This window comes from Pseudomonas sp. HAR-UPW-AIA-41 (genome assembly GCF_002304225.1).
In the GTDB taxonomy this organism is placed as follows: domain Bacteria; phylum Pseudomonadota; class Gammaproteobacteria; order Pseudomonadales; family Pseudomonadaceae; genus Aquipseudomonas.
The window spans coordinates 62,272-85,645 of sequence record NZ_NSLB01000001.1 but is presented as its reverse complement, the minus strand read 5'-3'; the positions used below and the strand labels follow the sequence as shown (position 1 = coordinate 85,645).

At 64.7% G+C, this 23,374-nt stretch carries 20 protein-coding genes and 1 riboswitch; of the genes, 6 read left to right on the top strand and 14 right to left on the bottom strand.

Features of this window, described 5'->3' with window-relative positions; all coding sequences use genetic code 11:
• From parC to nudF, 8 genes are all read right to left on the bottom strand, one after another.
• On the bottom strand, positions 1 to 2,259 hold the full coding sequence (gene parC / locus CK486_RS00375; protein WP_095938329.1) for a DNA topoisomerase IV subunit A: 2,259 nt from the start codon (positions 2,257 to 2,259) through the stop codon (positions 1 to 3).
• A gap of 10 nt (positions 2,260 to 2,269) precedes the next feature.
• Positions 2,270 to 2,791, bottom strand: coding sequence for a TIGR02281 family clan AA aspartic protease (locus CK486_RS00370; RefSeq protein ID WP_256574332.1), 522 nt, complete (start codon positions 2,789 to 2,791; stop codon positions 2,270 to 2,272).
• Positions 2,788 to 3,771, bottom strand: a complete 984-nt coding sequence (locus CK486_RS00365) for an esterase-like activity of phytase family protein (protein ID WP_256574331.1) — start codon at positions 3,769 to 3,771, stop codon at positions 2,788 to 2,790. The genes CK486_RS00370 and CK486_RS00365 overlap by 4 nt, the downstream gene beginning before the upstream one ends.
• Positions 3,768 to 5,666 (bottom strand): DNA topoisomerase IV subunit B, encoded by a 1,899-nt coding sequence (parE, locus tag CK486_RS00360; RefSeq protein WP_095938328.1) that lies wholly within the window; start codon positions 5,664 to 5,666, stop codon positions 3,768 to 3,770. The genes CK486_RS00365 and parE overlap by 4 nt, the downstream gene beginning before the upstream one ends.
• 8 nt (positions 5,667 to 5,674) lie before the next feature.
• Positions 5,675 to 6,280 carry a YqiA/YcfP family alpha/beta fold hydrolase gene (locus CK486_RS00355; RefSeq protein WP_095938327.1) on the bottom strand — a complete coding sequence of 202 codons (606 nt, stop codon included), beginning with the start codon at positions 6,278 to 6,280 and terminating at the stop codon, positions 5,675 to 5,677.
• Positions 6,281 to 6,319: 39 nt separating this feature from the next.
• Positions 6,320 to 7,135 (bottom strand): 3',5'-cyclic-AMP phosphodiesterase, encoded by an 816-nt coding sequence (cpdA, locus tag CK486_RS00350; protein ID WP_371915468.1) that lies wholly within the window; start codon positions 7,133 to 7,135, stop codon positions 6,320 to 6,322.
• Between the two features lie 150 nt (positions 7,136 to 7,285).
• Complete coding sequence (locus CK486_RS00345) at positions 7,286 to 7,741, bottom strand: DUF1249 domain-containing protein (protein WP_095938326.1); 456 nt, start codon at positions 7,739 to 7,741, stop codon at positions 7,286 to 7,288.
• The gene (gene nudF / locus CK486_RS00340; RefSeq protein ID WP_095938325.1) at positions 7,732 to 8,343 is read right to left on the bottom strand and encodes an ADP-ribose diphosphatase; all 612 of its coding nucleotides are present in this window, start codon (positions 8,341 to 8,343) and stop codon (positions 7,732 to 7,734) included. The genes CK486_RS00345 and nudF overlap by 10 nt, the downstream gene beginning before the upstream one ends.
• Before the next feature lie 154 nt (positions 8,344 to 8,497).
• Here nudF and CK486_RS00335 point away from each other — a divergent pair, with 154 nt between their 5' ends.
• Positions 8,498 to 9,241 (top strand): DUF3298 domain-containing protein, encoded by a 744-nt coding sequence (locus tag CK486_RS00335; RefSeq protein WP_095938324.1) that lies wholly within the window; start codon positions 8,498 to 8,500, stop codon positions 9,239 to 9,241.
• Positions 9,242 to 9,319: 78 nt separating this feature from the next.
• On the opposite strand, the gene thiC is transcribed toward CK486_RS00335, so the two are convergent.
• Positions 9,320 to 11,203 (bottom strand): phosphomethylpyrimidine synthase ThiC, encoded by a 1,884-nt coding sequence (thiC, locus tag CK486_RS00330; protein WP_095938323.1) that lies wholly within the window; start codon positions 11,201 to 11,203, stop codon positions 9,320 to 9,322.
• 80 nt (positions 11,204 to 11,283) lie between these two features.
• A riboswitch (TPP riboswitch) is annotated at positions 11,284 to 11,390 on the bottom strand.
• A gap of 187 nt (positions 11,391 to 11,577) precedes the next feature.
• Here thiC and CK486_RS00325 point away from each other — a divergent pair.
• Complete coding sequence (locus tag CK486_RS00325; protein WP_095938322.1) at positions 11,578 to 13,017, top strand: TolC family outer membrane protein; 1,440 nt, start codon at positions 11,578 to 11,580, stop codon at positions 13,015 to 13,017.
• A 51-nt stretch (positions 13,018 to 13,068) separates the two neighbouring features.
• Here CK486_RS00325 and waaA read toward each other — a convergent pair whose 3' ends face one another.
• A complete protein-coding gene (gene waaA, locus CK486_RS00320) occupies positions 13,069 to 14,355 on the bottom strand; it encodes a lipid IV(A) 3-deoxy-D-manno-octulosonic acid transferase (protein ID WP_095938321.1) in 1,287 nt (428 codons plus the stop codon).
• Positions 14,356 to 14,383: 28 nt separating this feature from the next.
• Complete coding sequence (locus CK486_RS00315; RefSeq protein WP_095938320.1) at positions 14,384 to 15,265, bottom strand: LysR family transcriptional regulator; 882 nt, start codon at positions 15,263 to 15,265, stop codon at positions 14,384 to 14,386.
• A gap of 84 nt (positions 15,266 to 15,349) precedes the next feature.
• Here CK486_RS00315 and CK486_RS00310 point away from each other — a divergent pair, with 84 nt between their 5' ends.
• The 4 genes from CK486_RS00310 to CK486_RS00295 all read left to right on the top strand — a co-directional run bounded on the left by CK486_RS00310 (position 15,350) and on the right by CK486_RS00295 (position 18,721).
• Positions 15,350 to 15,682, top strand: a complete 333-nt coding sequence (locus tag CK486_RS00310) for a multidrug efflux SMR transporter (protein ID WP_095938319.1) — start codon at positions 15,350 to 15,352, stop codon at positions 15,680 to 15,682.
• A 42-nt stretch (positions 15,683 to 15,724) separates the two neighbouring features.
• Positions 15,725 to 16,900 (top strand): FAD-binding oxidoreductase, encoded by a 1,176-nt coding sequence (locus CK486_RS00305; RefSeq protein ID WP_095938318.1) that lies wholly within the window; start codon positions 15,725 to 15,727, stop codon positions 16,898 to 16,900.
• Complete coding sequence (locus CK486_RS00300; protein ID WP_095938317.1) at positions 16,897 to 17,712, top strand: aldo/keto reductase; 816 nt, start codon at positions 16,897 to 16,899, stop codon at positions 17,710 to 17,712. The genes CK486_RS00305 and CK486_RS00300 overlap by 4 nt, the downstream gene beginning before the upstream one ends.
• 127 nt (positions 17,713 to 17,839) lie before the next feature.
• A complete protein-coding gene (locus tag CK486_RS00295; RefSeq protein ID WP_095938316.1) occupies positions 17,840 to 18,721 on the top strand; it encodes a metal ABC transporter ATPase in 882 nt (293 codons plus the stop codon).
• A gap of 51 nt (positions 18,722 to 18,772) precedes the next feature.
• On the opposite strand, the gene CK486_RS00290 is transcribed toward CK486_RS00295, so the two are convergent.
• The 3 genes from CK486_RS00290 to CK486_RS00280 form a co-directional block, all read right to left on the bottom strand.
• Positions 18,773 to 19,984 (bottom strand): acyl-CoA dehydrogenase family protein, encoded by a 1,212-nt coding sequence (locus CK486_RS00290; protein ID WP_095938315.1) that lies wholly within the window; start codon positions 19,982 to 19,984, stop codon positions 18,773 to 18,775.
• A gap of 11 nt (positions 19,985 to 19,995) precedes the next feature.
• On the bottom strand, positions 19,996 to 21,276 hold the full coding sequence (locus CK486_RS00285; RefSeq protein WP_095938314.1) for an acyl-CoA dehydrogenase family protein: 1,281 nt from the start codon (positions 21,274 to 21,276) through the stop codon (positions 19,996 to 19,998).
• Positions 21,277 to 21,414: 138 nt separating this feature from the next.
• Positions 21,415 to 23,340, bottom strand: coding sequence for an acyltransferase family protein (locus CK486_RS00280; protein ID WP_095938313.1), 1,926 nt, complete (start codon positions 23,338 to 23,340; stop codon positions 21,415 to 21,417).
• Positions 23,341 to 23,374 lie beyond the last annotated feature (34 nt).

Genomic DNA, 23,374 nt, shown 5'->3' with positions numbered 1-23,374 from the left:
TTAACCCGGCAACTCGACCAGCAGCGCATCGACCCGCTGGAAGCCACGCGGCAGCTTGTTGCCACGACGGCCACGCTCACCCTTGTAGTGTTCCAGATCATCGGCCTTGAGCGTCAGGGTGCGCTTGCCGGCCTGCAGCACCAGCGCGGCGCCGTTCGGCAGCACGGCGAGATCGGTGAGGTACTCCTCGCGGCTGGCCACGCGCTCACCGGGAATACCGATGATCTTGTTGCCCTTGCCTTTGCCCAGCTGCGGCAGGTCGGCCACCTTGAACACCAGCAGACGTCCCTCGGTGGTCACTGCAGCCAGCCAGTCTTCCTCGCGGTTGCCCAGCGGCTTGGGCGGCACCACCAGAGCTCCGGCCGGCAGGGTCAGCAGCGCCTTGCCCGCCTTGTTCTTGGCCTGCAGGTCCTCGCCCTTGACCACGAAGCCGTAGCCCGCATCCGAAGCAATCACATACAGGGCATTGTCATCGGGCAGCAGCAGGCACTCGAAGGTGGCACCCGGCGGTGGCTGCAGGCGGCCGGTCAGCGGCTCGCCCTGACCGCGCGCCGACGGCAGGCTGTGGGCGGCCAGCGAGTAGCTGCGCCCGGTGGAGTCGATAAACACCGCGTACTGGTTCGAGCGGCCCGGCGCGGCGGCCTTGAAGCCGTCGCCGGCCTTGTAGGACAGGCCGGTGGCGTCGATATCGTGGCCCTTGGCGCAACGTACCCAGCCTTTTTCCGAGAGCACCACAGTGACCGGCTCGGTCGGCATCAGCTCGGTTTCCGACAGGGCACGGGCTTCGGCGCGGGCGACGATCGGCGAGCGGCGGTTGTCGCCGTATTTCTCGGCGTCGTCGAGGATTTCCTGGCGCACCAGTTTTTTCAGCTTGGCTTCGCTGCCGAGCAGGGCCAGCAGCTTGTCGCGCTCCTTGGCCAGCTCGTCCTGCTCGCCACGGATCTTCATCTCTTCCAGGCGCGCCAGCTGACGCAGGCGGGTGTCGAGGATGTAGTCGGTCTGTACGTCGGTCAGACCGAAGCGCGCCATCAGCACCGGCTTGGGCTGGTCCTCGGTGCGGATGATATGGATCACTTCGTCCAGATTGAGGAAGGCAACCAGCAAGCCCTCCAACAGGTGCAGGCGCTTCTCCACCTTGTCCAGACGGAACTGCAGGCGGCGGCGCACGGTGCCGACGCGGTACTGCAGCCACTCGGTGAGCAGGGTGCGCAGGTCTTTCACCGACGGCTTGCCATCGAGGCCGATGACGTTGGTGTTGACCCGGTAGCTGGACTCCAGGTCGGTGGTGGCGAACAGGTGGGTCATCAGCTCGTCGGCATCCACGCGGTTGGAGCGCGGGATGATGACGATGCGGCAGGGGTTTTCGTGGTCCGACTCGTCGCGCAGGTCGGCAACCATTGGCAGCTTCTTGGCCTGCATCTGCGCGGCGATCTGCTCCAGCACCTTGGCCCCGGAGACCTGATGCGGCAGGGCGGTGACCACGATATCGCCGTCCTCGACACGGTATACGGCGCGCATGCGCACCGAGCCACGGCCGGTTTCGTAGATCTTCAGCAGGTCGGCCTTGGGCGTGATGACTTCCGCTTCAGTCGGGAAGTCCGGCCCCAGGATGTGTTCGCACAGCTGCTCGACCGTGGCGCTCGGCTCGTCCAGCAGGCGCACGCAGGCGCTCGCCACTTCGCGCAGGTTGTGTGGCGGCACGTCGGTGGCCATGCCCACGGCGATGCCGGTGGTGCCATTCAACAACAGGTTGGGCAGCCGTGCCGGCAGGGTCGCCGGCTCGTCCAGGGTGCCGTCGAAGTTCGGCACCCAGTCCACAGTGCCCTGGCCCAGCTCGGACAGCAGCACCTCGGAGTAGCGTGACAGGCGTGCCTCGGTGTAACGCATGGCGGCGAAGGACTTGGGATCGTCCGGTGCCCCCCAGTTGCCCTGGCCGTCGACCAGGGTGTAGCGGTAGCTGAACGGCTGCGCCATCAGCACCATGGCCTCGTAGCAGGCGATGTCGCCGTGCGGGTGGAACTTGCCGAGCACGTCACCGACGGTACGCGCCGACTTCTTGTGCTTGGCGTCGGCGTCCAGGCCCAACTCGCTCATGGCATAGACGATGCGCCGCTGCACGGGTTTCAGGCCATCGCCGATATGCGGCAGGGCGCGGTCCATGATCACGTACATGGAGTAGTTGAGATAAGCCTGCTCGGTGAAGTCCGCGAGGGAACGGCGTTCCACGCCTTCCAGGCTCAAATCGAGGGAGTCGCTCATGCGTGCCTCATTATCGTGTTGATTGGCGCAGCACCAGGGTGCCGTCGCGCTGGGTAAATTCGAGTTGTTTGAGGGCGCTCATGCCGAGCAGCACCTCGTTGCCCGGCATATTGGGGGCGAGGATCGCCGCCACATCCTGCAGGCGGATATCGGCCAGCTGCAGGCTGGCCAGGCGCGTACGGCGCCCCTCGGCGATGCCATTGGCAGTGCTCAGCGCCACCGGCGCTCCGGGCTTCAAACCAAGACGCTCCCCCAGTTCACGCGGAATCGACACGGCAGTGGCGCCGGTGTCGATCAGAAAGGTCACCGCCTGGCCGTTGATCTGCCCGTTGAGGCGGTAATGGCCACCACGGGCGCTGGCCAGCTGTACCTCGATATAGCCCTGCCCGTGTACCGACTCCGGCTGCGGGTTGGGATTGACCTGGCGCTGCTCCCACACGCCAAAGAAATGCGTGGCCAGCGCCAGCGCAGCGATCCAGGCGAGCATCAGCATGATCTTGCCGGCACGCTGACCGGCGCGGTTAGCACTCATGACGCCTCCCAGCCACCAGCAGGTGCGGCGAACTGCCAGAGCACCGGGCGGGCCTCGCCGTCAGCGCGCACAACCTCGTTGTTGTCGATGCCGATCCAGGCGGCATCATCATCCAGCCAGAGCGCCTCGGCCGTGCCGTAGTCCACTCCGGGATACAGCCGCGGCGCAGCCAGGGCCGTTGCCGCATAGGACCAGCAACGCTCGACCTGAGCGCTGTGTGCGTCGCGCCGACAGAACTGGTGTGCCTGTCGCTCCAGGGTAAACAGCTTGTCGCCACGCAGAACGATATCGCTGAAATCGATGGCCTCAGGCTCCCCCCCGAGCTCTATCGGTACCTGCTGCTCGCCGCCTTCGGCCAACAGCACACAAGCGTCACTGCAACTCCAGCCAGTGCGACTCGACTGCAACCCCAGCAGCCCCCGGCGTCGCTGTTCGGCAGCCAGCCACAGACGCTGGCCGTCTGCAGACACAGCCAGGCCTTCAGCCAGGGCGTTGTAGTCCAGCAGCAGGCCACTGGCACGAGCCAGGCGAAAAACAGACGGGGCAATATCCAGCCACTCGCCCTGCCCCTGCGGTGTTACTCGCAGCACCGCGCTGTAGGTCTCGCTGAGCACATAACGATTGCCGGCGGCATCGCAGCTCAGCCCTTCGAAATCCAGAACACCGCCACGCACCAGGCCCGAGAGGCGGTTGCGCCAGGCCAGGCCCCAGGTCAGGGCCGTTGCCGGAGGTGGCGGTGCCTGCAGAGGCTGCGCCTCGGCCTGCCAGGCGCCGGCCTCGGGCTGCAGCCGGTAGAGCCACTGATCGTCACGATCCGAGATGGCCCAGAGCTGACCGTCACAACGCGCCAAGCCCGACAGGTTGCCGCCGGCCATGCCCTCAAGCGGATGCTCACCTTGCAGGCGCAACTCCTCTGCCGCATGCGCCTGGAAAGACGCTACGGCCGCCAGCAGCCAGGCTGCCAGCCGGGGAAATGTCACGCCAGCACCTCGGCCAGATTGCCCTTGGACTCCAGCCAGCTCTTGCGGTCGCCGGCGCGTTTCTTCGCCAGCAGCATGTCCATCACTTCCTGGGTGCCATCGAAGTCATCCAGGGTCAGCTGCACCAGACGGCGGGTGTTGGGGTCCATGGTGGTTTCGCGCAGCTGCGGCGGGTTCATCTCGCCGAGGCCCTTGAAGCGGGTGACTTGCGGCTTGCCGCGGCGCTTCTCGGCCAGCAGCCGGTCGAGGATGCCGTCGCGCTCGGCGTCGTCCAGAGCATAGAAGATGTCCTTGCCCAGATCGATGCGGTACAGCGGCGGCATGGCCACATAAACATGACCGGCATCCACCAGCGGGCGGAAGTGGCGCACGAACAGGGCGCAAAGCAGGGTGGCGATGTGCAGACCATCGGAGTCGGCGTCGGCGAGGATGCAGATTTTGCCGTAGCGCAGTTGGGTGAGGTCGGCCGAGCCCGGATCGAGGCCGATGGCCACGGCGATGTCGTGGACCTCCTGGCTGGCCAGTACCTCGCCGCCGTCTACTTCCCAGGTGTTCAGGATCTTGCCGCGCAGCGGCATGATGGCCTGGAACTCTTTGTCGCGCGCCTGTTTGGCCGAACCGCCGGCGGAGTCACCTTCAACCAGGAACAGCTCCGAACGCATCGGGTCCTGCCCGGCGCAGTCGGCCAACTTGCCGGGCAATGCCGGACCCTGGGTGATCTTCTTGCGCTCGACCTTCTTGCCGGCCTTGAGGCGGCGGTTGGCATTGCTGATGGCCAGCTCGGCCAGCTGCTGGCCGACTTCCGGGTGAGCGTTGAGCCACAGGCTGAAGGCGTCCTTGACCACGCCAGAGACGAAGGCCGCCGCCTCGCGGGACGACAGGCGCTCCTTGGTCTGCCCGGAGAACTGCGCCTCCTGCATCTTCATCGACAGGACGAAGGCGATGCGCTCCCAGATATCCTCGGGCGCCAGCTTCACCCCGCGCGGCAGCAAGTTGCGGAACTCGCAGAACTCGCGCATGGCATCCAGGAGGCCCTGGCGCAGGCCGTTGACGTGAGTACCGCCCTGCGCGGTGGGAATCAGGTTGACGTAGCTTTCCTGCAGCGACTCGCCACCTTCGGGCAACCACAGCAGGGCCCAGTCCACCGCCTCCTTGCTGCCCGCCAGACTGCCGCAGAAAGGCTCCTCGGGCAGGCGCGCGAACTCGCTGACCGCATCCACCAGATAGGAGCGCAGGCCATCCTCGTAGAACCAGCGGGTGGTCTCACCGTTGTTCTTGTCGCTGAAGGTGACTTCCAGACCCGGGCAGAGCACGGCCTTGGCCTTGAGCACATGCTTGAGGCGGCTGATGGAGAACTTCGGCGAATCGAAATATTTGGGGTCCGGCCAGAAGCGCACGCTGGTGCCGGTATTGCGCTTGCCTACGGTGCCGATGACTTCCAGATCGCTGGCCTTGAAGCCGTCAGCGAAGGTCATGCGGTATTCGCTGCCCTCGCGCTTGACCCGCACTTCGACCTGATTGGACAGGGCGTTGACCACCGAGATACCCACGCCATGCAGACCGCCGGAGAACTGGTAGTTCTTGTTGGAGAACTTGCCGCCGGCGTGCAGCTTGGTGAGGATCAGCTCGACACCGGGGATGCCCTCTTCCGGATGGATATCCACCGGCATACCACGGCCGTCATCGATCACCTCCAGCGAGTTGTCCTCATGGAGGATCACCTGAATCGAGCTGGCGTGGCCGGCCAGGGCCTCGTCGACACTGTTGTCGATGACTTCCTGAGCGAGGTGGTTAGGCCGCGCGGTGTCGGTATACATGCCCGGGCGCTTGCGCACCGGGTCGAGGCCGGACAGTACTTCAATGGCATCGGCGTTGTAGGCGTTCTGTTGAGCCATGGGGTCTCTCAAAGATCGGAAAAGTCGTGATCGCGCCACAGCGCGGGATCGAAGCCGGCAAAGGCCAGCAGCGCCGGAATACGTTCGGCAAAACCCTGGAAGCCGTGATCGCCACCAGCCTGGATGCGCAGCGCGCAGGCCCGGTAGTAGATCGCGGCATCGCGGTAATCCAGTGTCTCGTCGGCAGTCTGCAGCCACACCTGACAGCGCGCCGGATCAGTTGGCGCCGCCACCTCCAGCTCAGCCAGGGCCGCCACATGGTCAGTGGTCAGCTCCCAGGTTTCGCCGCTGTAGTAGTTGGTTTGCGGACCGAGGTAACCACTAAAACGCTGGTGCGGCCGCACCGCCGGATTGATCAGCAGCTGTGCCAGGCCATGCTGCTGCGCCAGGTGGGTCGCATAGTAGCCACCCAGGGAGCTGCCGACCAGCAAAGGCCGACCCAGGCGGGCAATCTCGCGGTGCAGCTGGGCGATGGCCTGGCGCGGATCATGGTGCAGGGCCGGTACGGCCAGCTGTTCGGCCAGGCCGATACGGCGCAGCGCCGCCGTCAGCTGACGCGCCTTGTGCGAATCCGGCGAGCTGTTCAAGCCATGAATATAGAGAAGCGTGGTCATGGGCGCGAGGCTACAAGCTTAGGGCGCCCGCCAGCAAGGTCAGTAGCCTTTGACGCTGTAATCGATCTCGAAATCGATACCGGTAACACGCGACACCCCGGTCTCCAGCTCGCCGTCGGCATGCAGACGCAGCCAGCGGTAGCCAGGGGCTTCGTGGTCGACCTGAAATTCCTCACTGCCCGGCGCGAACTGCACACAGGTCGATGGCGAAGCCAGCAGACGCACCCCCTCGCGCATCTGGTCGAACTCCTGATGGATATGCCCCCAGAGCACAGCCTTCACCTGCGGAAAGCGCGCCAGCAGGGCAAACAGAGCATCCGGATTGCGAATGCCGATCGGCTCCATCCAGCGGCAGCCAATGGAAACCGGGTGATGATGAAAACTGACCAGTACATGGCGGCGGCCGGCGCTTTGCAGCGCCTGCTCCAGCAACTGCAGCTGCTCAGCCGAGAACTGACCGGGCACAGCGCCTTCGATGCTGGAGTCGAGCAGGATGATGCGCCAGTTGCCCAGATCAATCACCGGGTCGAGCAGGTCACTGCCCGCGGTGGCTTCACGCATGCTCGGCAACAGATCATGGTTGCCGGCGAACCAGCGGCTGTGCAGAGCCAGACCATCAGTCATCTCGCGGAAGCGCTGGTAGGAAGCCAGCGAACCATCCTGAGACAGATCGCCACTGGCTAGCATCAGATCGATACCCTGCTGTTCCTGACGCACCAGCTCGATTACCCGCGCCAGGCTGTCCTCGGTATCCATGCCCAGCAGCCGGTCGTGCGCACCCGCGAACAAATGGCTGTCCGACAGCTGCACGAGCAGCACGGCATCAGCGGAAGCGGGAGTGGACGCGCGCACCAAGGGCGGTCTCCTTTGACTGGGGTGGCAAGATTATGGTGGTGCCAATGTACGAAGGTAAACCCGACAAACGGAAACACTTCACAGTTAGCAGGCGCCAATAAATCGGCAACTTTGGTTTCAACTGTAGGTGAAGTCGCGTGTTCTTGTCGCTCAGCGACGCACCTCGGCCAGTTCATGACCAGTCGCCATGCAGTGACTCAGCCATTCGCCGAGAAACAGATTGAGCTGATTCTTCTCGTCCGGCTGGTGCATGGCCGCGTTGGGGTAGGGATAGCTGGGGCGCAAACGGCGGGCATGAGCGGCACCGACGACTTCAGCCATGCGCGCATCGTGATAGACCCGCACTTCCAGATGCGGCACGGGCAGCCAAGGCAGGCTGTGTTCCTGACGTACCTGCAGAGTCGTGGTGTAGGGGCCGGCTTCGGTGACCTCCAGTGCCAGGACACCGAGCAGGTGTTCGCCATGACTCATGGCCACCCGACGGGCCTGGAAGTTCTCACGCATCTGCGGCAGTAAACGCATCAGCCGGGCGTAGTTGGCCTCGCAGGTGGCTTGCAGCCCCGCGAGGTCGACCCGGTAGCGCTCACGCAACAGATTCACGTCCACAGACCTCGTACTTCGTCGCGGTTCAGCGCTAACCACTGCAGGGCCATGATGCTTGCCGCATTGTCGATACGCCCGTCGCGCACGCGCGCCAGGGCATCCTCGAAAGGCAGGACATGCACGCGGATGTCCTCGCCTTCCTCTTCCAGACCATGAATACCACCAGCACCGACACTGTCACAACGGCCGACAAACAGATGCACCCGTTCGTCGGAGCCGCCCGGCGACGGGTAGTAAGCACAGACCGGCCACAGCGCGCCCAGCGTCAGTCCAGCCTCCTCCACCGCCTCACGCCGCGCCACCTCTTCGGGCTGCTCATCCTTGTCGATCAAGCCGGCGACCAGCTCCAGCAGCCAGGGGTTGGCGCTCTTGTCCAGAGCACCGACGCGGAACTGCTCGATCAGCACCACCTCGTCACGCCGCGGGTCGTAGGGCAGCACACAGACCGCATCATGGCGCACGAACAGCTCGCGGTTGATCAGCTTGCCCATGCCGCCGGCAAACAGACGGTGGCGCAGATGCAGGCGATCCAGCTTGTAGAAGCCTCGAAAGCACTCTTCGCGCTCCACCACCTCGACATCCGCCTGACTGAAGGTATCGCTCATGACCGCCTCTGTTTCCAATGTGGGATTGTTCCAATGATGGATTGGGCGCACAGCCTAATACAGCATGCCCCCGACGGCCATGCACGGCAGCACTTGGATGCCGGCCCGGCAACAGGGACAATGCCGCCTTCGCTGCCGCTGCCAAGGACTCTTCATGCGCGCACTTCACTGCCTTGCACTGGCGACCGCCGGCCTGCTGCTCGCCGGCTGCCAGAGCCTGCTGACACCCGCCCAGCAACCACTACCGACCAGCACGCAGCGCTGGGAACACCGCCCCGCCGGCTGCACAGGCGCGGACTGCCCGCTGGTGAACATCGACCTGCAGCTACCCAAGGGCCTGCCCAAACTCAATGCACGCATCGAGCGTGAACTGCTGCAGCTGACTACCGAGCTGCCCAGCGATCCACCACCAGCGTCACTGCAAGGCTATGAACGGGATTTTCTCGCCACGGCCAAGCCGGGCTGGACCAGCTACCTGCAGGCCAAGGTGCTGCAGCAGCATGACCGCGTGGTGGTCATCGAACTGTCCAGCTACCGCTTTACAGGCGGTGCCCGTGGCACTCCCGGGCGCTCCTACCTCAATTACGACCGTACCCTGAACCAGGTCATCACCCTGCGCGACATGCTCCTGCCAGGTCAGGAAGAAGCCTTCTGGGATCAGGTCCATCTGGCCCACCAGGCCTGGCTCAAGGCCAACGGTCACGATCAGGATGCCGAGTTTCTCGACACCTGGCCGCTCGAGCGCACCGACAATATCGCCCTGCTGTCGGGCAACGTGATGCTCAAGTACGACATCGCCCGCATTGCGCCCTATACCAGCGGCCACCCGGACCTGCGCGTGCCCTACCCGCGCCTCAACGGCATCCTCCAGCCATACTACTTCCCCGGCCGCCGCTGACAGGCGGCACGCCGACATAAAAGAACCGGAGCCGCTGACGCGAGCTCCGGTTTTTTATTCAGCAGGCCAACCGGCCGTTCAGACCTGTTTGTAGATCACCGAACCTTCGTCCTTGAAGCGCTCGGCCTGCTCGGCGAAGCCCGCCTCGATGGCCTTCTGCTCGTCGGTCAGGCCGTTCTCGGCGGCGTATTCGCGCACCTCCTGAGTGATCTTCATCGAACAGAACTTCGGCCCGCACATGGAGCAGAAGTGCGCCACCTTGGCCGAGTCCTTGGGCAGGGTCTCGTCGTGGTAGCTGCGCGCGGTGTCCGGGTCGAGGCCGAGGTTGAACTGGTCTTCCCAGCGGAACTCGAAGCGCGCCTTGGACAGGGCGTTATCGCGGATCTGCGCGCCCGGATGGCCCTTGGCAAGATCGGCGGCGTGCGCGGCGATCTTGTAGGTGATGATGCCGGTCTTCACGTCATCCTTGTTCGGCAGGCCCAGGTGCTCCTTGGGAGTCACGTAGCAAAGCATGGCGCAGCCGAACCAGCCGATCATCGCGGCGCCGATGCCAGAGGTGATGTGGTCGTAGCCGGGGGCAATATCGGTGGTCAGCGGGCCGAGGGTATAGAACGGCGCCTCGTCGCAGCATTCGAGCTGCTTGTCCATGTTCTCCTTGATCAGCTGCATCGGCACATGGCCGGGGCCTTCGATCATGGTCTGCACATCGTGCTTCCAGGCGATCTTGGTCAGCTCGCCGAGGGTCTCCAACTCGCCGAACTGCGCGGCGTCGTTGGCGTCAGCAATCGAACCCGGACGCAGGCCGTCGCCCAGCGAGAAGCTGACGTCGTAGGCCTTCATGATTTCGCAGATTTCCTCGAAGTGCGTATAGAGGAAGTTCTCCTTGTGGTGCGCCAGGCACCACTTGGCCATGATCGAGCCGCCGCGGCTGACGATGCCAGTGACGCGCTTGGCGGTCAGCGGCACATAGCGCAGCAGTACGCCGGCGTGGATGGTGAAGTAGTCCACGCCCTGCTCGGCCTGCTCGATCAGGGTGTCGCGGAACAGCTCCCAGGTCAGGTCCTCGGCGATGCCGCCGACCTTCTCCAGCGCCTGGTAGACCGGCACGGTGCCGATCGGCACCGGAGAGTTGCGGATGATCCACTCGCGGGTCTCGTGGATGTGCTTGCCGGTCGAGAGGTCCATGACGGTATCGGAGCCCCAGCGGATGCCCCAGGTCAGCTTGGCCACTTCCTCTTCAATGGAGGAGCCCAGCGCCGAGTTGCCGATATTGCCGTTGATCTTCACCAGGAAGTTGCGGCCGATGATCATCGGCTCCAGCTCCACGTGGTTGATGTTGGCCGGGATGATGGCACGGCCGCGGGCGATCTCGCTGCGCACGAACTCGGGGGTGATCTCTTTCGGGATCGAGGCGCCGAAGCTCTGCCCGGCATGCTGTTCTTTCAGCAGACCGGCCTCGCGCGCCTCGGCCAGCTTCATGTTCTCGCGGATGGCAACGTATTCCATCTCGGGCGTGATGATGCCCTTCTTCGCGTAGTGCATCTGGCTGACGTTCTGCCCGGCCTTGGCGCGGCGCGGGTTGCGCACGTGGGCAAAGCGCATCTTGGCCAGCTCGGCATCGTTCAGGCGGCGCTGGCCGAACTCGGAGGACAGGCCCGGCAGCTTCTCGGTGTCGCCACGATCCTCGATCCAGGCACTGCGCACGTCCGGCAGGCCCTTGCGTACGTCGATCTGCACAGCCGGGTCGGTGTAGGGGCCGGAGGTGTCGTAAACGGTGACCGGGGCGTTGATCTCGCCGCCGAAGGCGGTGGGGGTCACGTCCAGGCTGATCTCGCGCATCGGCACGCGGATGTCCGGACGCGAACCCTGCACGTAGACCTTCTGCGAACGGGGGAAAGGTTGTACGGACTGCTGGTCGACCTGTGCGCTTTCGCTCAGGTTCTTCTGTTGTTGCACGCTCATCGGCTTCTCCGGGCTGACTGTCGGAGCGAACCTGAAGGCGACGGGCGCACCGGGAGCGGTGCCAGAGGGGGTCGCCACGCAGGCGAGCACATCTTGTTCCCTACGCAGGCCTTAACCTGATCAGGTTCAACGGGATCCGGAACTGTCCGATCTCAGCCCACGACTCTGGGCACCCCGACAAGAACTGCCGGCAGTCTAATCAAGCGCGGCGCAGAACTCCAACGTCCCGGACCACCCTTGGTCGGCAGAGGATTGTTGCGCGCAGGCAACATAGCTTGTTGCAAACTAGACTAGCTGTGGCGCCTGCGGCCTTGACCGCCCCCCCGCCCCCCCTTAGCCTTGCCGATCATTTCCGACAAAAAGCAGGATTCATCATGCTGCGCAGACTCACTCTGGCCATGGCTGTGGCCGCCGCATCAGGACTGGCCTGGGCCGAAGAGCCCCCACAATCGCTCAAGCGCGACCTGGTTTCGGTATACAAGGACGCAGTAGAGAACAACGCCGATCTGGCGGCTGCCCGTGCAGACTTCGCGGCCCGTCAGGAAGTGGTACCGCAGGCCCGTGCCGGACTGCTGCCCTTCATCACCGGCGGCGCCGGCTACAGCAATACCGATACCGAAGTGGATACGCGCCTGGGCAGCACTGACTCCACCCGCAGCGGCCTGCTCTATCAGGCCAACCTGACCCAGCCGGTGTTCCGTGCCGACCGCTGGTATCAGCTGCAAGCGGCCAAGGCCGTCAGCGAGCAGGCTGCTCTGGAATTCTCGGCGACCGAGCAGAACCTGATCCTGCAAACGGCAGAAACCTACTTCAGCGTACTGCGTGCCCAGGACAACCTGGCGACCACCAAGGCCGAAGAAGCCGCATTCAAGCGCCAGCTCGATCAGGCACGCGAACGTTTCGACGTCGGCCTGTCGGACAAGACCGACGTGCTGGAAGCCCAGGCCGGCTACGACACCGCCCGCGCCAACCGGATGATCGCCGAACAGCAGGTGGATGATGCCTTCCAGGCCCTGATCACCCTGACCAACCGCCAGTACAGCTCGCTGGAAGGCGTGCGCCACACCCTGCCGGTCGTGGTGCCGACGCCGAACGACGCCAAAGCCTGGGTGGATACTGCCGCTCAGCAGAACCTCAACCTGCAGGCCAGCAACTACGCCGTCGATGCCGCCGAAGAAACCCTGCGCCAGAGCAAGGCCGGTCACGCACCGACCCTGGATGCCGTGGCCAGCTACCAGAAGGGCGACAACGACAGCCTGGGCTTTACCAACACCCCGAATGCCAGCCTGTACAACGGTGATGCCGAGCAGCAGTCCATCGGCCTGCAGCTGTCGGTGCCGATCTACAGCGGCGGCCTGACCAGCTCGCAGGTCCGCGAGTCGTACCAGCGTCTGAACCAGACCGAGCAGAGCCGCGAAAGCCTGCGCCGTCAGGTGGTACAGAACACCCGCAACCTGCACCGCGCGGTGAATACCGACGTCGAGCAGGTCGGTGCGCGCAAGCAGTCGATCATCTCAAACCAGAGCGCCCTGGAAGCCACCGAAATCGGCTATCAGGTCGGTACCCGCAACATCGTCGACGTGCTGGACGCTCAGCGCCAGCTGTACAGCTCGGTACGCGACTACAACAACGCCCGCTACAGCTACATCATCGACAACCTGCGTCTGAAGCAGGTCGCCGGCACTCTGGCACCGTCGGACCTGGAGGCCCTCTCGGCCTACCTCAAGCCCGACTACAACCCGGACAAGGACTTCCTGCCGCCAGATCTGGCCAAGGCCGCCGAAGCCCAGCTCAAGGGCAACCCGGAGTTCTAATCGGCAGCGACAAAAAAGCCCGGCAATGCCGGGCTTTTTAATGCCTGCGAATCACCGATCCAGTAACGCCTGCAAACCACCCAGCAGGCGCGCCAGCGCCCCCTGATTGGCCTGCATGACCGCCAGCCCGCCGGCCCGCATGGCCGCCTGCTGCTCGGGCTGCTGCCACAGTTGCTGCAGGGCCGCCGCCAACTGACCGGCATCGGCCACTTCGCTCAAGGCCTGCGACTCACGCAGCATTGCGGCGATTTCCAGAAAGTTGAACAGGTGCGGACCGGACAGCACCGGCTTACCCAGCGCCGCCGGCTCCAGCAGGTTGTGTCCGCCATTGGCCACCAGGCTGCCGCCGACAAAAGCCAGATCGGCCAGAGCGTAGAGGAACAGCAGCTCGCCCATGCTGTCGCCGACCAGCACCTGATGCGCGGCACCAACCGGCTCACCCGCCGAACGGCGCAGGGTGGAAAAGCCTTCACGCTGGCACAGCTCGAACACGCTGTTGAAGCGCTCGGGATGACGCGGCACCAGCATCAGCAGGGCATCCGGATTCTGCCTGAGCAGTTCGCGGTGCGCCGCGAGGATGATCTCGTCCTCTCCGGCATGGGTGCTGGCAGCAATCCACACCGGCCGCCCAGCCGGCTGCCAGCTGGCGCGCAGTTCATCGGCGCGCTGACGCAGGGCAGGATCAATGGTCAGGTCGAACTTGATCGACCCCGTCACCTGCACGGCCTCGGGACGTGCGCCCAGTTGGCGGAAACGCTCCGCCTCGGCCTCCGTCTGCACGGCAATCAGCGAGAGCTCGGCCAGCATCGGCGCGGTGAGCCGGGCAAAGCGGGCATAGCCACGGGCCGAACGCTCCGACAGCCGGGCATTGGCCAGGGCCACCGGAATACCCAGTCGCGCACACTGGTGAATATGGTTGGGCCACAGCTCGGTCTCCATGATCACCGCCAGACACGGCCGCACCCGCCGGAGAAAACGCGCCGCCGCCCAGGGCAAGTCATAGGGCAGATAGCAGTGCTGCACGCGGCCGGCATACTCGGGGCCGCCGAACATGGCCTGAATGCGCTCGGAGCCGGTCGGTGTCATGCAGGTGATGGTGACAGGCAGCTCCGGGTAGCGCGCCAGCAGCTCGCGCACCAGCGGCGCCGCAGCGATGCTCTCCCCCACCGACACGGCATGCAGCCAGATACCGCCGGGTTTGAGCGGCGGCAGCGCCAGGGCAAAACGCTCGGCGATGCGCCGTGCATAGGCCGGCGCCTGCCAGGCGCGCCAGGCCAGGCGCAGGGCTATCAGGGGAAGGGCCAGGTGAAACAGCACGGAATAGAGAGTTCGGTTCATGCCGCGCAGCTTACCAAATCCCCGCCGCTCAGCCTTGCTGCAAGTGCCCGGCAAATCGCTCAGCCAACCAACTGGCCACCGGCCCCAGGGCCTGATCACGGCGCCAGACCAGCTCTACTCCCCAGGCGGGCGGTGCCCAGTCGGCCTGCAGCGTCACCAGTTGCTCGCGGTAGACCGGGTACTGCACCACATGCAGCGGCAACAGCGCCCAGCCCAGGTTGCGCGCGGCCAGCTCGGCCATGGCATACAGACTGTCGGCACGCCAGATTCGCGCACTGATGCGCTCGCGATCCGGGTAGGTACTTTCGCGCGGGGCAATCAGCAACTGCCGGTGACAGGCCAGCTCGCGCTGGCTCACGCGCCCGGCCTGAGCCAGAGGATGTTGCTGACCGACCACCAGCACCAGCGGCACATTGCCCAGCCAGCGCCGCTCCAGACTGGCTGGCATCTGCTCCTGCCGGAACAGCAGCCCCAGATCGGCCCGCCGCCCCTCCACCCAGCGGGCAATATCGCCCTGAGTGCCGCTGTAGAGCTGCAGTTCCAGCTCGGCATGCCGCTCCCCCAGCGCCTCCAGACTGTCCAGCAGCGGCAGGTAGGACATGGCCTCGTCGAGAATCAGGCGCAGACAAGCTTCCTCGCCCCCGGCCAGGCTACGCGCCCGCCCCTGCAGGCGCTGCTGTTGCTGCAGCAATTCACGCGCCTCGCTGAGCAACGCCTCGCCGGCCCGGGTCAGCCGCGGCGCGCAGCCGCTGCGGCGCTCGAACAGCTGGCAGCCCAGATCCACCTCCAGCAGAGCCACCGCGTTACTCACCGCCGACTGAGCGCGCCCCAGCTCACGCGCCACCGCCGAGAACGACCCGCCGTCCGCGACCCTGACAAAGACCTGCAGCTGCTCCAGGTTCGGCCCCATACCTATCTCCCATTCAGATAGGTGATGACTTTACCCCCAGCGCTCAACTTATAGAATCAGCGCATCATTCACGGAGTACCCGCCATGCCCGGCTACCTCTACCTGGCCATCGCCATCGTCATGGAAGTCATCGCCACCAGTTCGATGAAGGCGCTGGATGGTTTCAACAAACCGCTGCCGCTCATTCTGGTGGTGGTGGGCTATTCGGTCTCGCTGTTCCTGCTCAGTCTGGTGGTCAAGACCGTGCCGGTTGGCGTGGCCTACGCCATCTGGTCGGGCCTCGGCATTGTGCTGGTGAGCATCGTCGCGCTGGTGATCTACCAGCAGAAGCTCGATCTGCCGGCCATCATCGGCATGGGCCTGATCGTCGCCGGCGTGGTCTTCATCCAGCTGTTCTCGAAAACCGCCGGACACTGATCACCGTTATACTGCGCGCCTGTTTCTGTCGTGAGCGCCAGCATGTCACACCCCCTGAGCACTGATGTCCTGATCGTCGGCGGCGGTATCGCCGGTCTGTGGCTGAACGCACGCCTGCGCCGCCTGGGCTACAGCACCCTGCTGGTCGAGCACGGCAGCCTCGGCGGCGAACAGAGCGTGAAGTCCCAGGGCATCATCCACGGCGGCGCCAAATACGCGCTGCACGGCGCCCTGACCGGCGCCTCGGAAGCCATTGCCGATATGCCCAGGCGCTGGCGTGAGGCCCTCAGCGGCAGCGGCGAGCTGGACCTCTCCGGTGTGCGTCTGCTCTCCGAAGCCCATTACCTGTGGTCGCCCGGCACCCTGGCCGGCAACCTCACCAGTTTCTTCGCTAGCAAGGCCGTGCGCGGCCGCGTCGACCAGGTCAAGGGCGAGCAGCTGCCGCCGGCGCTGCAGGACCGCAAGTTCAAGGGCAAGGTCTATCGCCTGGCCGAACTGGTGCTGGACGTGCCCAGCCTGATTACCCGCCTGGCCGAGCTGGCAGGTGACGGTCTGCTGGCCGCCCGGGACATCCAGCCGCTGCGTGATAGCACGCAGCTCAGCGGCCTGCGGATCGACGGACGCGAGATACGCGCCCAGCGCGTGGTGCTCAGCGCCGGCGCCGGCAATGCCCAACTGCTGGCGACCCTTGGTATCGAGCAACCCAAGCAGCAGCTGCGTCCGCTGCACATGGTGCTGGCCAAGGGACCCGCGCTCAAACCGTTGTATGCCCATTGCCTGGGCGGCGGACCGAAGCCACGGGTGACCGTCACCACCCACCCGGCGGCCGATGGCCAGTGGGTCTGGTACCTCGGAGGCGATCTCGCCGAGGCCGACGGCGTGGCCCGCGACGAAGCCAGTCAGATCAAGGCGGCGCAGCAGGAGCTGGCTGAACTGCTGCCCTGGGTCGACCAGAGCGCGACCCGCTGGGCCACCCTGCGGGTCGACCGCGCCGAGCCGGCGCAGTCCGGTCTGGTACGCCCGGACAATGCCTTCCTCGCCGAAGACGGCCCGTTGCTGGTTGGCTGGCCGACCAAGCTCGCGCTGTCGCCCGACTTTGCCGACCGGGTTGTCGCGGCACTGCAGCGCGACAACATCCAGCCCGGCGATCACCCGGAGCTGCCGCCGCTGCCACGCCCGGCTGTTGCCCAGCCAGCCTGGGAGACCTTGCTGCCATGAATCCCACCACCCTGCATGACTGGCACCGGCCGCTGGGCTCCACCGGCCTGCACGTATCGCCACTGGGGCTGGGCACGGTCAAGCTGGGCCGCGACCAGGGCGTGAAATACCCCAGCGGCTTCACCATTCCCGATGACGCCGCCGCGCGGGCACTGCTGCAGCAGGCCCGCGAGCTGGGCATCAACCTGATCGACACCGCGCCGGCCTACGGCACCAGCGAGGAGCGCCTCGGCCCGCTGCTGCGCGGCCAGCGCCACGAGTGGGTGATCGTCAGCAAGGTCGGCGAGGAGTTCATCGGCGGCCAGTCGCTGTTCGATTTCAGCCCGGCTCATGCCCGCCTCTCGGTCGAGCGCAGCCTCAAGCGCCTGGAGTGCGAGCACATCGAGCTGCTGCTGGTGCACTCCGATGGCAATGATGTGGCGATTCTGCGCGAATCCGGCATCTACGAAACCCTCGCCGAGCTCAAGCGCGAGGGCAAGATCGGCGCCTTCGGCCTCTCCGGCAAGACTGTCGAGGGCGGCCTGCTCGCCCTGCAAGACGGCGACTGCGCCATGGTCACCTACAACCTCAACGAGCAGGGCGAAAAGCCGGTGCTGGATTACGCCGCCAGTCACGGCAAAGCCATTCTGGTCAAAAAGGCGCTGGCCAGCGGCCATGCCTGCCTGCAACCCGGTGTCGACCCGGTACAGGCCAGTTTCGAACTGGTGTTCGGCCACCCGGGCGTCACCAGCGCCATCGTCGGCACCATCAACCCCGAACATCTGGCCCACAACGTGGCCTGCGCCGCCGGGGTACTGAAAGGGCTCGGCTGAAAAGCGGAAATTCGGTGCCAGAAGCCCGGCACAGAGAGGCGCGACAGGTCGTCGCATCCCGCAGGCAAGCAGGAATTAAGCTGCTAGCCTCAAGCTTCCGTTTGTCGACTGCGATACAGGAGTCACCATGCCGCTGACCCTCGCCCGCAAGGACCCCGGCAGCTTCAAGACCCTCGCCCTACACGTGGAGGCCGACGGTCACCAGCTGCACTACCAGGGCATCGGATTGCCCCTGAACTTTGCCCAGATGCAGGCGCGCCGACGCCCGGTGCAGATTGGCAACAGCCAGCACTTCAGTGTGGAGCTGGCCAACCTCGGCGTTTCCGTGCGTCTGACCCTGCACCTGGATGGTCGCGACTACTGGGTGGTGGTGCGCCAGCAACGCGCCGACCGCGGCGACTGTGTGCTCAAGCTGATCTCCGGCTATGTTCCGGCCCACGAACTCAACCTGCCACTGCTCACTGCCCTGCACGAAGTGGCCGAAGAATGCCTGGTGCAGAGCGAGGCCGGCTGGCTGTGCGGGCGTTTTGCCCAGACCTGGCTGCCCACGCCCTATGCCGACACCCTCGACTACCACGACGAGCAGCATTTCAGCCTGCAGGCTCAGGCGGGCTCGACCCATCCGGTCCTGCGCGGGCAGATGCCGCTGCTGGAGCGGCCGTTCGCCTATGTGCACCTGCCCACGGCGTCGTTGCAACTGGTCTACAACATGCGCCTGGAGCTACCCAGCCTGGCCCGTGAGCTCAGCCTGTTCCACGCCGACGAGCGACTGGTCGGCGACCATCTGGTGGCCGAGCTGCAACCGGACGAACCTGACCTCTATCTGATTCCCCTGCACCGCGGTCATCCCACCAGCGAGCTGTACACCCTGCAGCAGGGCATGCTCGACCCGGTCGATACCCGCCAGCCGCTGTGGCTGTCGGAAGCCTTCGCCGAACGCGATGGCTGGCTGGTGCACGATGAGCGCATCGCCTGGCAGGACTGGATCCAGCGCCTGCGCGCCGCCTGACCCCCAGATAAAAAAGCCCCGGCAAACCGGGGCGAAGTGGGCAAAGCGGTCTTACTTCAATTCGCTGGACGTCTTGCCTAGCAAGCGCCGCGCAATGATCAGCAACTGGATCTGCTGGGTGCCTTCGAAGATGTCGAGAATCTTCGAGTCCCGCGCCCACTTCTCCAGCAGCTCGTCCTCGCCATAGCCGGCAGCACCGGCCAGTTCGACGCACTTCAGGGTGATCTCATTGGCCACCCGCCCGGCCTTGGCCTTGGCGATCGACGCCTCCTTGGAGTTGGGCAGCTTGTTGTCGGCCATCCAGGCAGCCTTGAGCGTCAGCAGGCGCGCCGCCTCCCATTCGGCCTCAAGGCGGTACAGCGTGGCCTCGGCATGACTGACGCTGAGTAGCGGCTTGCGGTAGTCGAAACGGCAACCCGCCCTGGAGAGCAGCTCACGGGTACGGTCCAGCGACGCCTTGGCCACACCGATGGCCATGCCGGCGACCAGTGGCCGGGTGTTGTCGAAGGTTTCCATGACCCCGGCAAACCCCTTCTGCACATCGATTTCCGGATTGCCAAGCAGGTTGGCCGCCGGCACCCGGCAGTCGACAAAGCTGATCGCCGCCGTATCCGAGGCCTTGATGCCGAGCTTCTTCTCCAGACGGGTGACGGTCATGCCCGGCGTGCCGTGCTCAACCACAAACGACTTGATCGCCGCGCGCCCCAGCCCCTTGTCCAGGGTGGCCCAGACCACCACTGCCTTGGCCCGTTCGCCCGAGGTGACGAAGATTTTCTCGCCATTGAGGATGTAGTGATCGCCGTCCTTCACCGCCGTGGTGCGGATCGCCGCCGAGTCGGAGCCGCAACCGGGCTCGGTGATGGCCATAGCTGCCCAGGTCTTGCCGAAGCGCCCGAGCTGCTCGTCATTGGCCACCGCGGCGATGGCCGCGTTGCCCAGCCCCTGACGCGGCATGGCCAGCAGCAGGCCGACATCGCCCCAGCACAGCTCCATCACGCCGAGCAGGGCCGACAGGTTGCCACCGTTCTTGATGCCCTCCTCCACTTCCCGCGCGGCGCCGCGCTTGCTGGCAGAGGTTGCGCCCACGGCATTGGGCGAGCCTTCGTTCATGCCATCGAGCAGGGCGGCCAGCAGGTCAAGCTCCTTGGGATAGGCATGCTCGGCCTTGTCGTACTTGCGTGAAATCGGCCGGAAGAACTGCGCGGCCACCTGATGCGCTTGGTTCTCCAGCGCACGGAATTTCTTGGGGGTTTCCAGATACATGTGTGCGCTCCTCAGAGGTGCAGGCCGCCGGCCTGGATGGCAACGGCGCGCAGATCGCGGTACCAGCGCTCGACCGGGTGCTCCTTGGTAAAGCCATGGCCGCCGAGCAGTTGCACGGCATCGGTACCGACCTTCATCGCCTTCTCGGTACAAAGTACGCGGGCCAGATAGGCCTCGCGCAGGAAGTCTTCGCCACGCTCGGCGCGGGCACAGGCCCGCCAGACCATCAGGCGCATGGCGTCGATCTCGATGGCCAGGTCGGCCACCATGAACGCCACACCCTGACGGTGGCTGATTGGCTCGCCAAAGGCGACCCGCTCATTGCAATAGCCGATCACATAGTCCAGCGCCGCCTGACTGGTGCCGACCGCCAGGGCACACCAGGCCAGAGAGGAGCAGGCCAGAAAGGCTGAGTAATCGAAATCGGCAGCGGCCAGGCGGTGCTCGGCCGGCACCTTGACCGACTTGAACCGCACACGTGCCAGCGCGCCCGCCTTGAGTCCCATAGCCGGCTCGGCCTGACGACTGATGCCTTTGCTCGCGGCATCGACCCAGAACAGCGCCGGCCCGTCGCTGCACTGCGCGGCGACCAGCAAACGACTGGCATTGAGCCCCTGCAGAACCAGGCACTTCTCGCCATTGAGCAGGTAATGCCCGCCGCGCTTGCGGGCCGTGGTTTGCAGCCTCTGCGGGTCCGCCAGCACAGCGGGCTCGTTGACAGCCAAGGCATAAGGCTCAGCGCCCTGCTCGCTGGCAAAGGCCGGCAACCACTGTGCCTGCTGCTCCGGCGACGCCCAGCGACGAATGCAGTTGGCCGCCGAGAGCGGCACCAGCAAGCTGGCGGCCAGGGTCAGGTCACCCTTGCCAAGCGCCTCGGCGATCAGTGCATTGGTTACCAGAGTGCGCTCACCGGCCATGCCGCCATGTGCTTCGGAAACGCCGTAAAAGGCCAGTCCCAGCTCACGGGCCTGAATCAGCAATTCGGCCGGTACGGCCGCCTGCGCATCGGCATCATGGGCGGCGGGGCGCAAGACTTCACTGGCGAAGCTGTCCAGCATCTCCACCAGCATCTGCTGTTCGTCAGAGAGGGACAGGTCGAACAAGCCATCACCGCTCGTGGCGCGCGGTGCCTTGCTCTTGCCACCGCGTGCCGCCGCATAGCGGAAGCTGCTGCGGCTGCCGGTGTACAGCAGCTTCTCGAAAGGTTGGCGCAACTTGAAGCGGTCCGGCCAATCGGCCTGGGCCACCTTGCTCAGCACGGCAAGGGCATGACCCTGAACATCAGTACGCATGGGCGAGGCTCCACGAGATAGACCCCGTGATCATCCCCGCGCACAAGGCTACCCGCCATGACCGACCTGACAGGCGCGACTGGCGCGCCAGTCAGTGCTCATTCATGGCCAACAAACACTGCTGAAGTGCGGCCGCTATCAGGGCGTCGCAAACACCTGCCTGAACATTGGCAGCAGCAGCCGATTACCTGCCTCAGTGAAGTGATCTGTATCCCGATAAATCGGCAGCCCGTTATGAAGGGTGCCGCACTCATCGCCCGAGCAAAGATAAGGCAGGGGATCCAGCAACTTCGCACCACACTTCTGGGCCACCTCATCCTGCAATGCCCATACGAATGCATGGCGCTTGCGATAATCAGCAAGGGAGAGGCTCACCTGACGATCCCTACCAAACAGCATGGAGCGACCTATCAGCGTAGGAACATCTACACCCATTTCAGGCGTGGGCCGGACGATATAAAGCGGGTGCCTGCTCGCCAGCTCACACATGGTCCGCGTGTAATGCTCGCCAAAGGCTGCCAAGTATTCCGGGCCGTACTCATCCTCTCCAGAGGAGAAAGCAAAGTCCACCTGCTTGCTCTCTGCGACTCCACCATTCACGTACTCGGAGGTGCGCCCCATCATCACAATCGGGACTCCGGACGGATAACCAGCATGCTCCTTGCGAATATCCGCATTGAGTTGGTCGCAGTAACGTCTTTTAACTTCAGCCTTCGAATCAAAAGCAATCAGACAGCCGCTTCCCCCTCGGAACAGAACCCCGCCCTTACCATCCGGCAAAGCCGCTTGCAGAGCCGTAACCACTGCATCCGCATGGCTATCGCCGATGAGCACAGCGCGGATCGGTTCCTCCCCGTAGATACAGGACTTGCTCGGGTCAAGGCACTCCTCAAGACGCGGGTTGAAGTTCTCACGCTCAGCCTCAACCCGGGCTACGGTCTCGGGAAGCCGCTCGGGAAAACCACTGCGACGAACCTGCTGAGCGAGCGCTGCGACGAGCGCCAGAATCAGCACCAGTACAATGCCGGCCATTTTCGGACTCATACGGCTCAGCACGCGGCGGGATGGCGTTTCCACAAGACCATAAGACAGCTGCCCAAGAAGCAGCGAAAGCGAAATCGCAGCAACCACCCAAAACGGATCACTGGATCGTTCCACATACGCCAGCACGACTACCAGAGGCCAGTGCCACAGGTAGATGGAATACGAGCGCGCGCCCAACCACTGGGCAAGGGAACTGCCCGTCCATGCAGAGCGCTCGCGGGCTGCGAGGAGAATCAGCGAAGCCCCGAGCACCGGAAGAATCGCCCACGCCCCGGGCCAGGCATTCTGCTGATCGATCAGCAGCAGACAGGCAAGAATGAGCGCAAAGCCGACGCCCTCGAGGGCTCGCCGCCATCCCTCGGACCAGCCTCGACGACCAACGAGGAAAACCAGCGCCCCGGCGAGCATCTCCCAGGCGCGGGTCTGGATCATGTAGAAAGCCTCGGTTGGCGCCACCGCAGTGCGCCAGAAGCAAAGCGCAAGCGACCCCGCGAAGAATAGTGCAAGCACCCAGGCAAGGGCTCTACGCCCCGGCAGAAACCTGGAGAGCGTCAGCATCAGCAGTGGTAGCAGCAGATAGAACTGCCACTCGACCGATAGCGACCATGTATGCAGTAGCCACTTCTCGCGCGAGGCCGCGTCGAAGTAACCTGCCTCTTCGAAGTAGCGAAGATTGGAGCTGAAGGTCAGGCTCTCACGGGCATGCTTGCCAAGATCCTTGTATTCCTCCGGCATCAGCAAGAACCAACCGACAGCCAACACAGCAAGGCAGAGCGCAATCAGCGCTGGAAAAATACGGCGGGCACGGGCGAGATAGAAACGCCAGATGCTGAAGTCACCTCTTTCCAGGCCACTGGAAATGATGCCGCACATCAGATAACCGGAAATCACGAAAAATACGTCAACTCCGGCAAAGCCCCCACTGATACCCGGCACACCGAAGTGATAGAGCACAACGGCCATAACGGCCCATGCACGCATCCCATTGATATCAGACCGAAACTCGCGCCCCACTTCCATACCTACTGCCACAACTCACCCCTTTTGACTAGGG

What these genes read in the sequence shown, in the direction of transcription:
- parC (WP_095938329.1), bottom strand. Translation starts at nt 2,259, where the DNA reads ATGAGCGACTCCCTCGATTTGAGCCTGGAAGGCGTGGAACGCCGTTCC.
- CK486_RS00370 (WP_256574332.1), bottom strand. Translation starts at nt 2,791, where the DNA reads ATGAGTGCTAACCGCGCCGGTCAGCGTGCCGGCAAGATCATGCTGATG.
- parE (WP_095938328.1), bottom strand. Translation starts at nt 5,666, where the DNA reads ATGGCTCAACAGAACGCCTACAACGCCGATGCCATTGAAGTACTGTCC.
- CK486_RS00355 (WP_095938327.1), bottom strand. Translation starts at nt 6,280, where the DNA reads ATGACCACGCTTCTCTATATTCATGGCTTGAACAGCTCGCCGGATTCG.
- nudF (WP_095938325.1), bottom strand. Translation starts at nt 8,343, where the DNA reads ATGAGCGATACCTTCAGTCAGGCGGATGTCGAGGTGGTGGAGCGCGAA.
- CK486_RS00335 (WP_095938324.1), top strand. Translation starts at nt 8,498, where the DNA reads ATGCGCGCACTTCACTGCCTTGCACTGGCGACCGCCGGCCTGCTGCTC.
- thiC (WP_095938323.1), bottom strand. Translation starts at nt 11,203, where the DNA reads ATGAGCGTGCAACAACAGAAGAACCTGAGCGAAAGCGCACAGGTCGAC.
- CK486_RS00325 (WP_095938322.1), top strand. Translation starts at nt 11,578, where the DNA reads ATGCTGCGCAGACTCACTCTGGCCATGGCTGTGGCCGCCGCATCAGGA.
- waaA (WP_095938321.1), bottom strand. Translation starts at nt 14,355, where the DNA reads ATGAACCGAACTCTCTATTCCGTGCTGTTTCACCTGGCCCTTCCCCTG.
- CK486_RS00315 (WP_095938320.1), bottom strand. Translation starts at nt 15,265, where the DNA reads ATGGGGCCGAACCTGGAGCAGCTGCAGGTCTTTGTCAGGGTCGCGGAC.
- CK486_RS00310 (WP_095938319.1), top strand. Translation starts at nt 15,350, where the DNA reads ATGCCCGGCTACCTCTACCTGGCCATCGCCATCGTCATGGAAGTCATC.
- CK486_RS00305 (WP_095938318.1), top strand. Translation starts at nt 15,725, where the DNA reads ATGTCACACCCCCTGAGCACTGATGTCCTGATCGTCGGCGGCGGTATC.
- CK486_RS00300 (WP_095938317.1), top strand. Translation starts at nt 16,897, where the DNA reads ATGAATCCCACCACCCTGCATGACTGGCACCGGCCGCTGGGCTCCACC.
- CK486_RS00295 (WP_095938316.1), top strand. Translation starts at nt 17,840, where the DNA reads ATGCCGCTGACCCTCGCCCGCAAGGACCCCGGCAGCTTCAAGACCCTC.
- CK486_RS00290 (WP_095938315.1), bottom strand. Translation starts at nt 19,984, where the DNA reads ATGTATCTGGAAACCCCCAAGAAATTCCGTGCGCTGGAGAACCAAGCG.
- CK486_RS00285 (WP_095938314.1), bottom strand. Translation starts at nt 21,276, where the DNA reads ATGCGTACTGATGTTCAGGGTCATGCCCTTGCCGTGCTGAGCAAGGTG.
- CK486_RS00280 (WP_095938313.1), bottom strand. Translation starts at nt 23,340, where the DNA reads ATGGAAGTGGGGCGCGAGTTTCGGTCTGATATCAATGGGATGCGTGCA.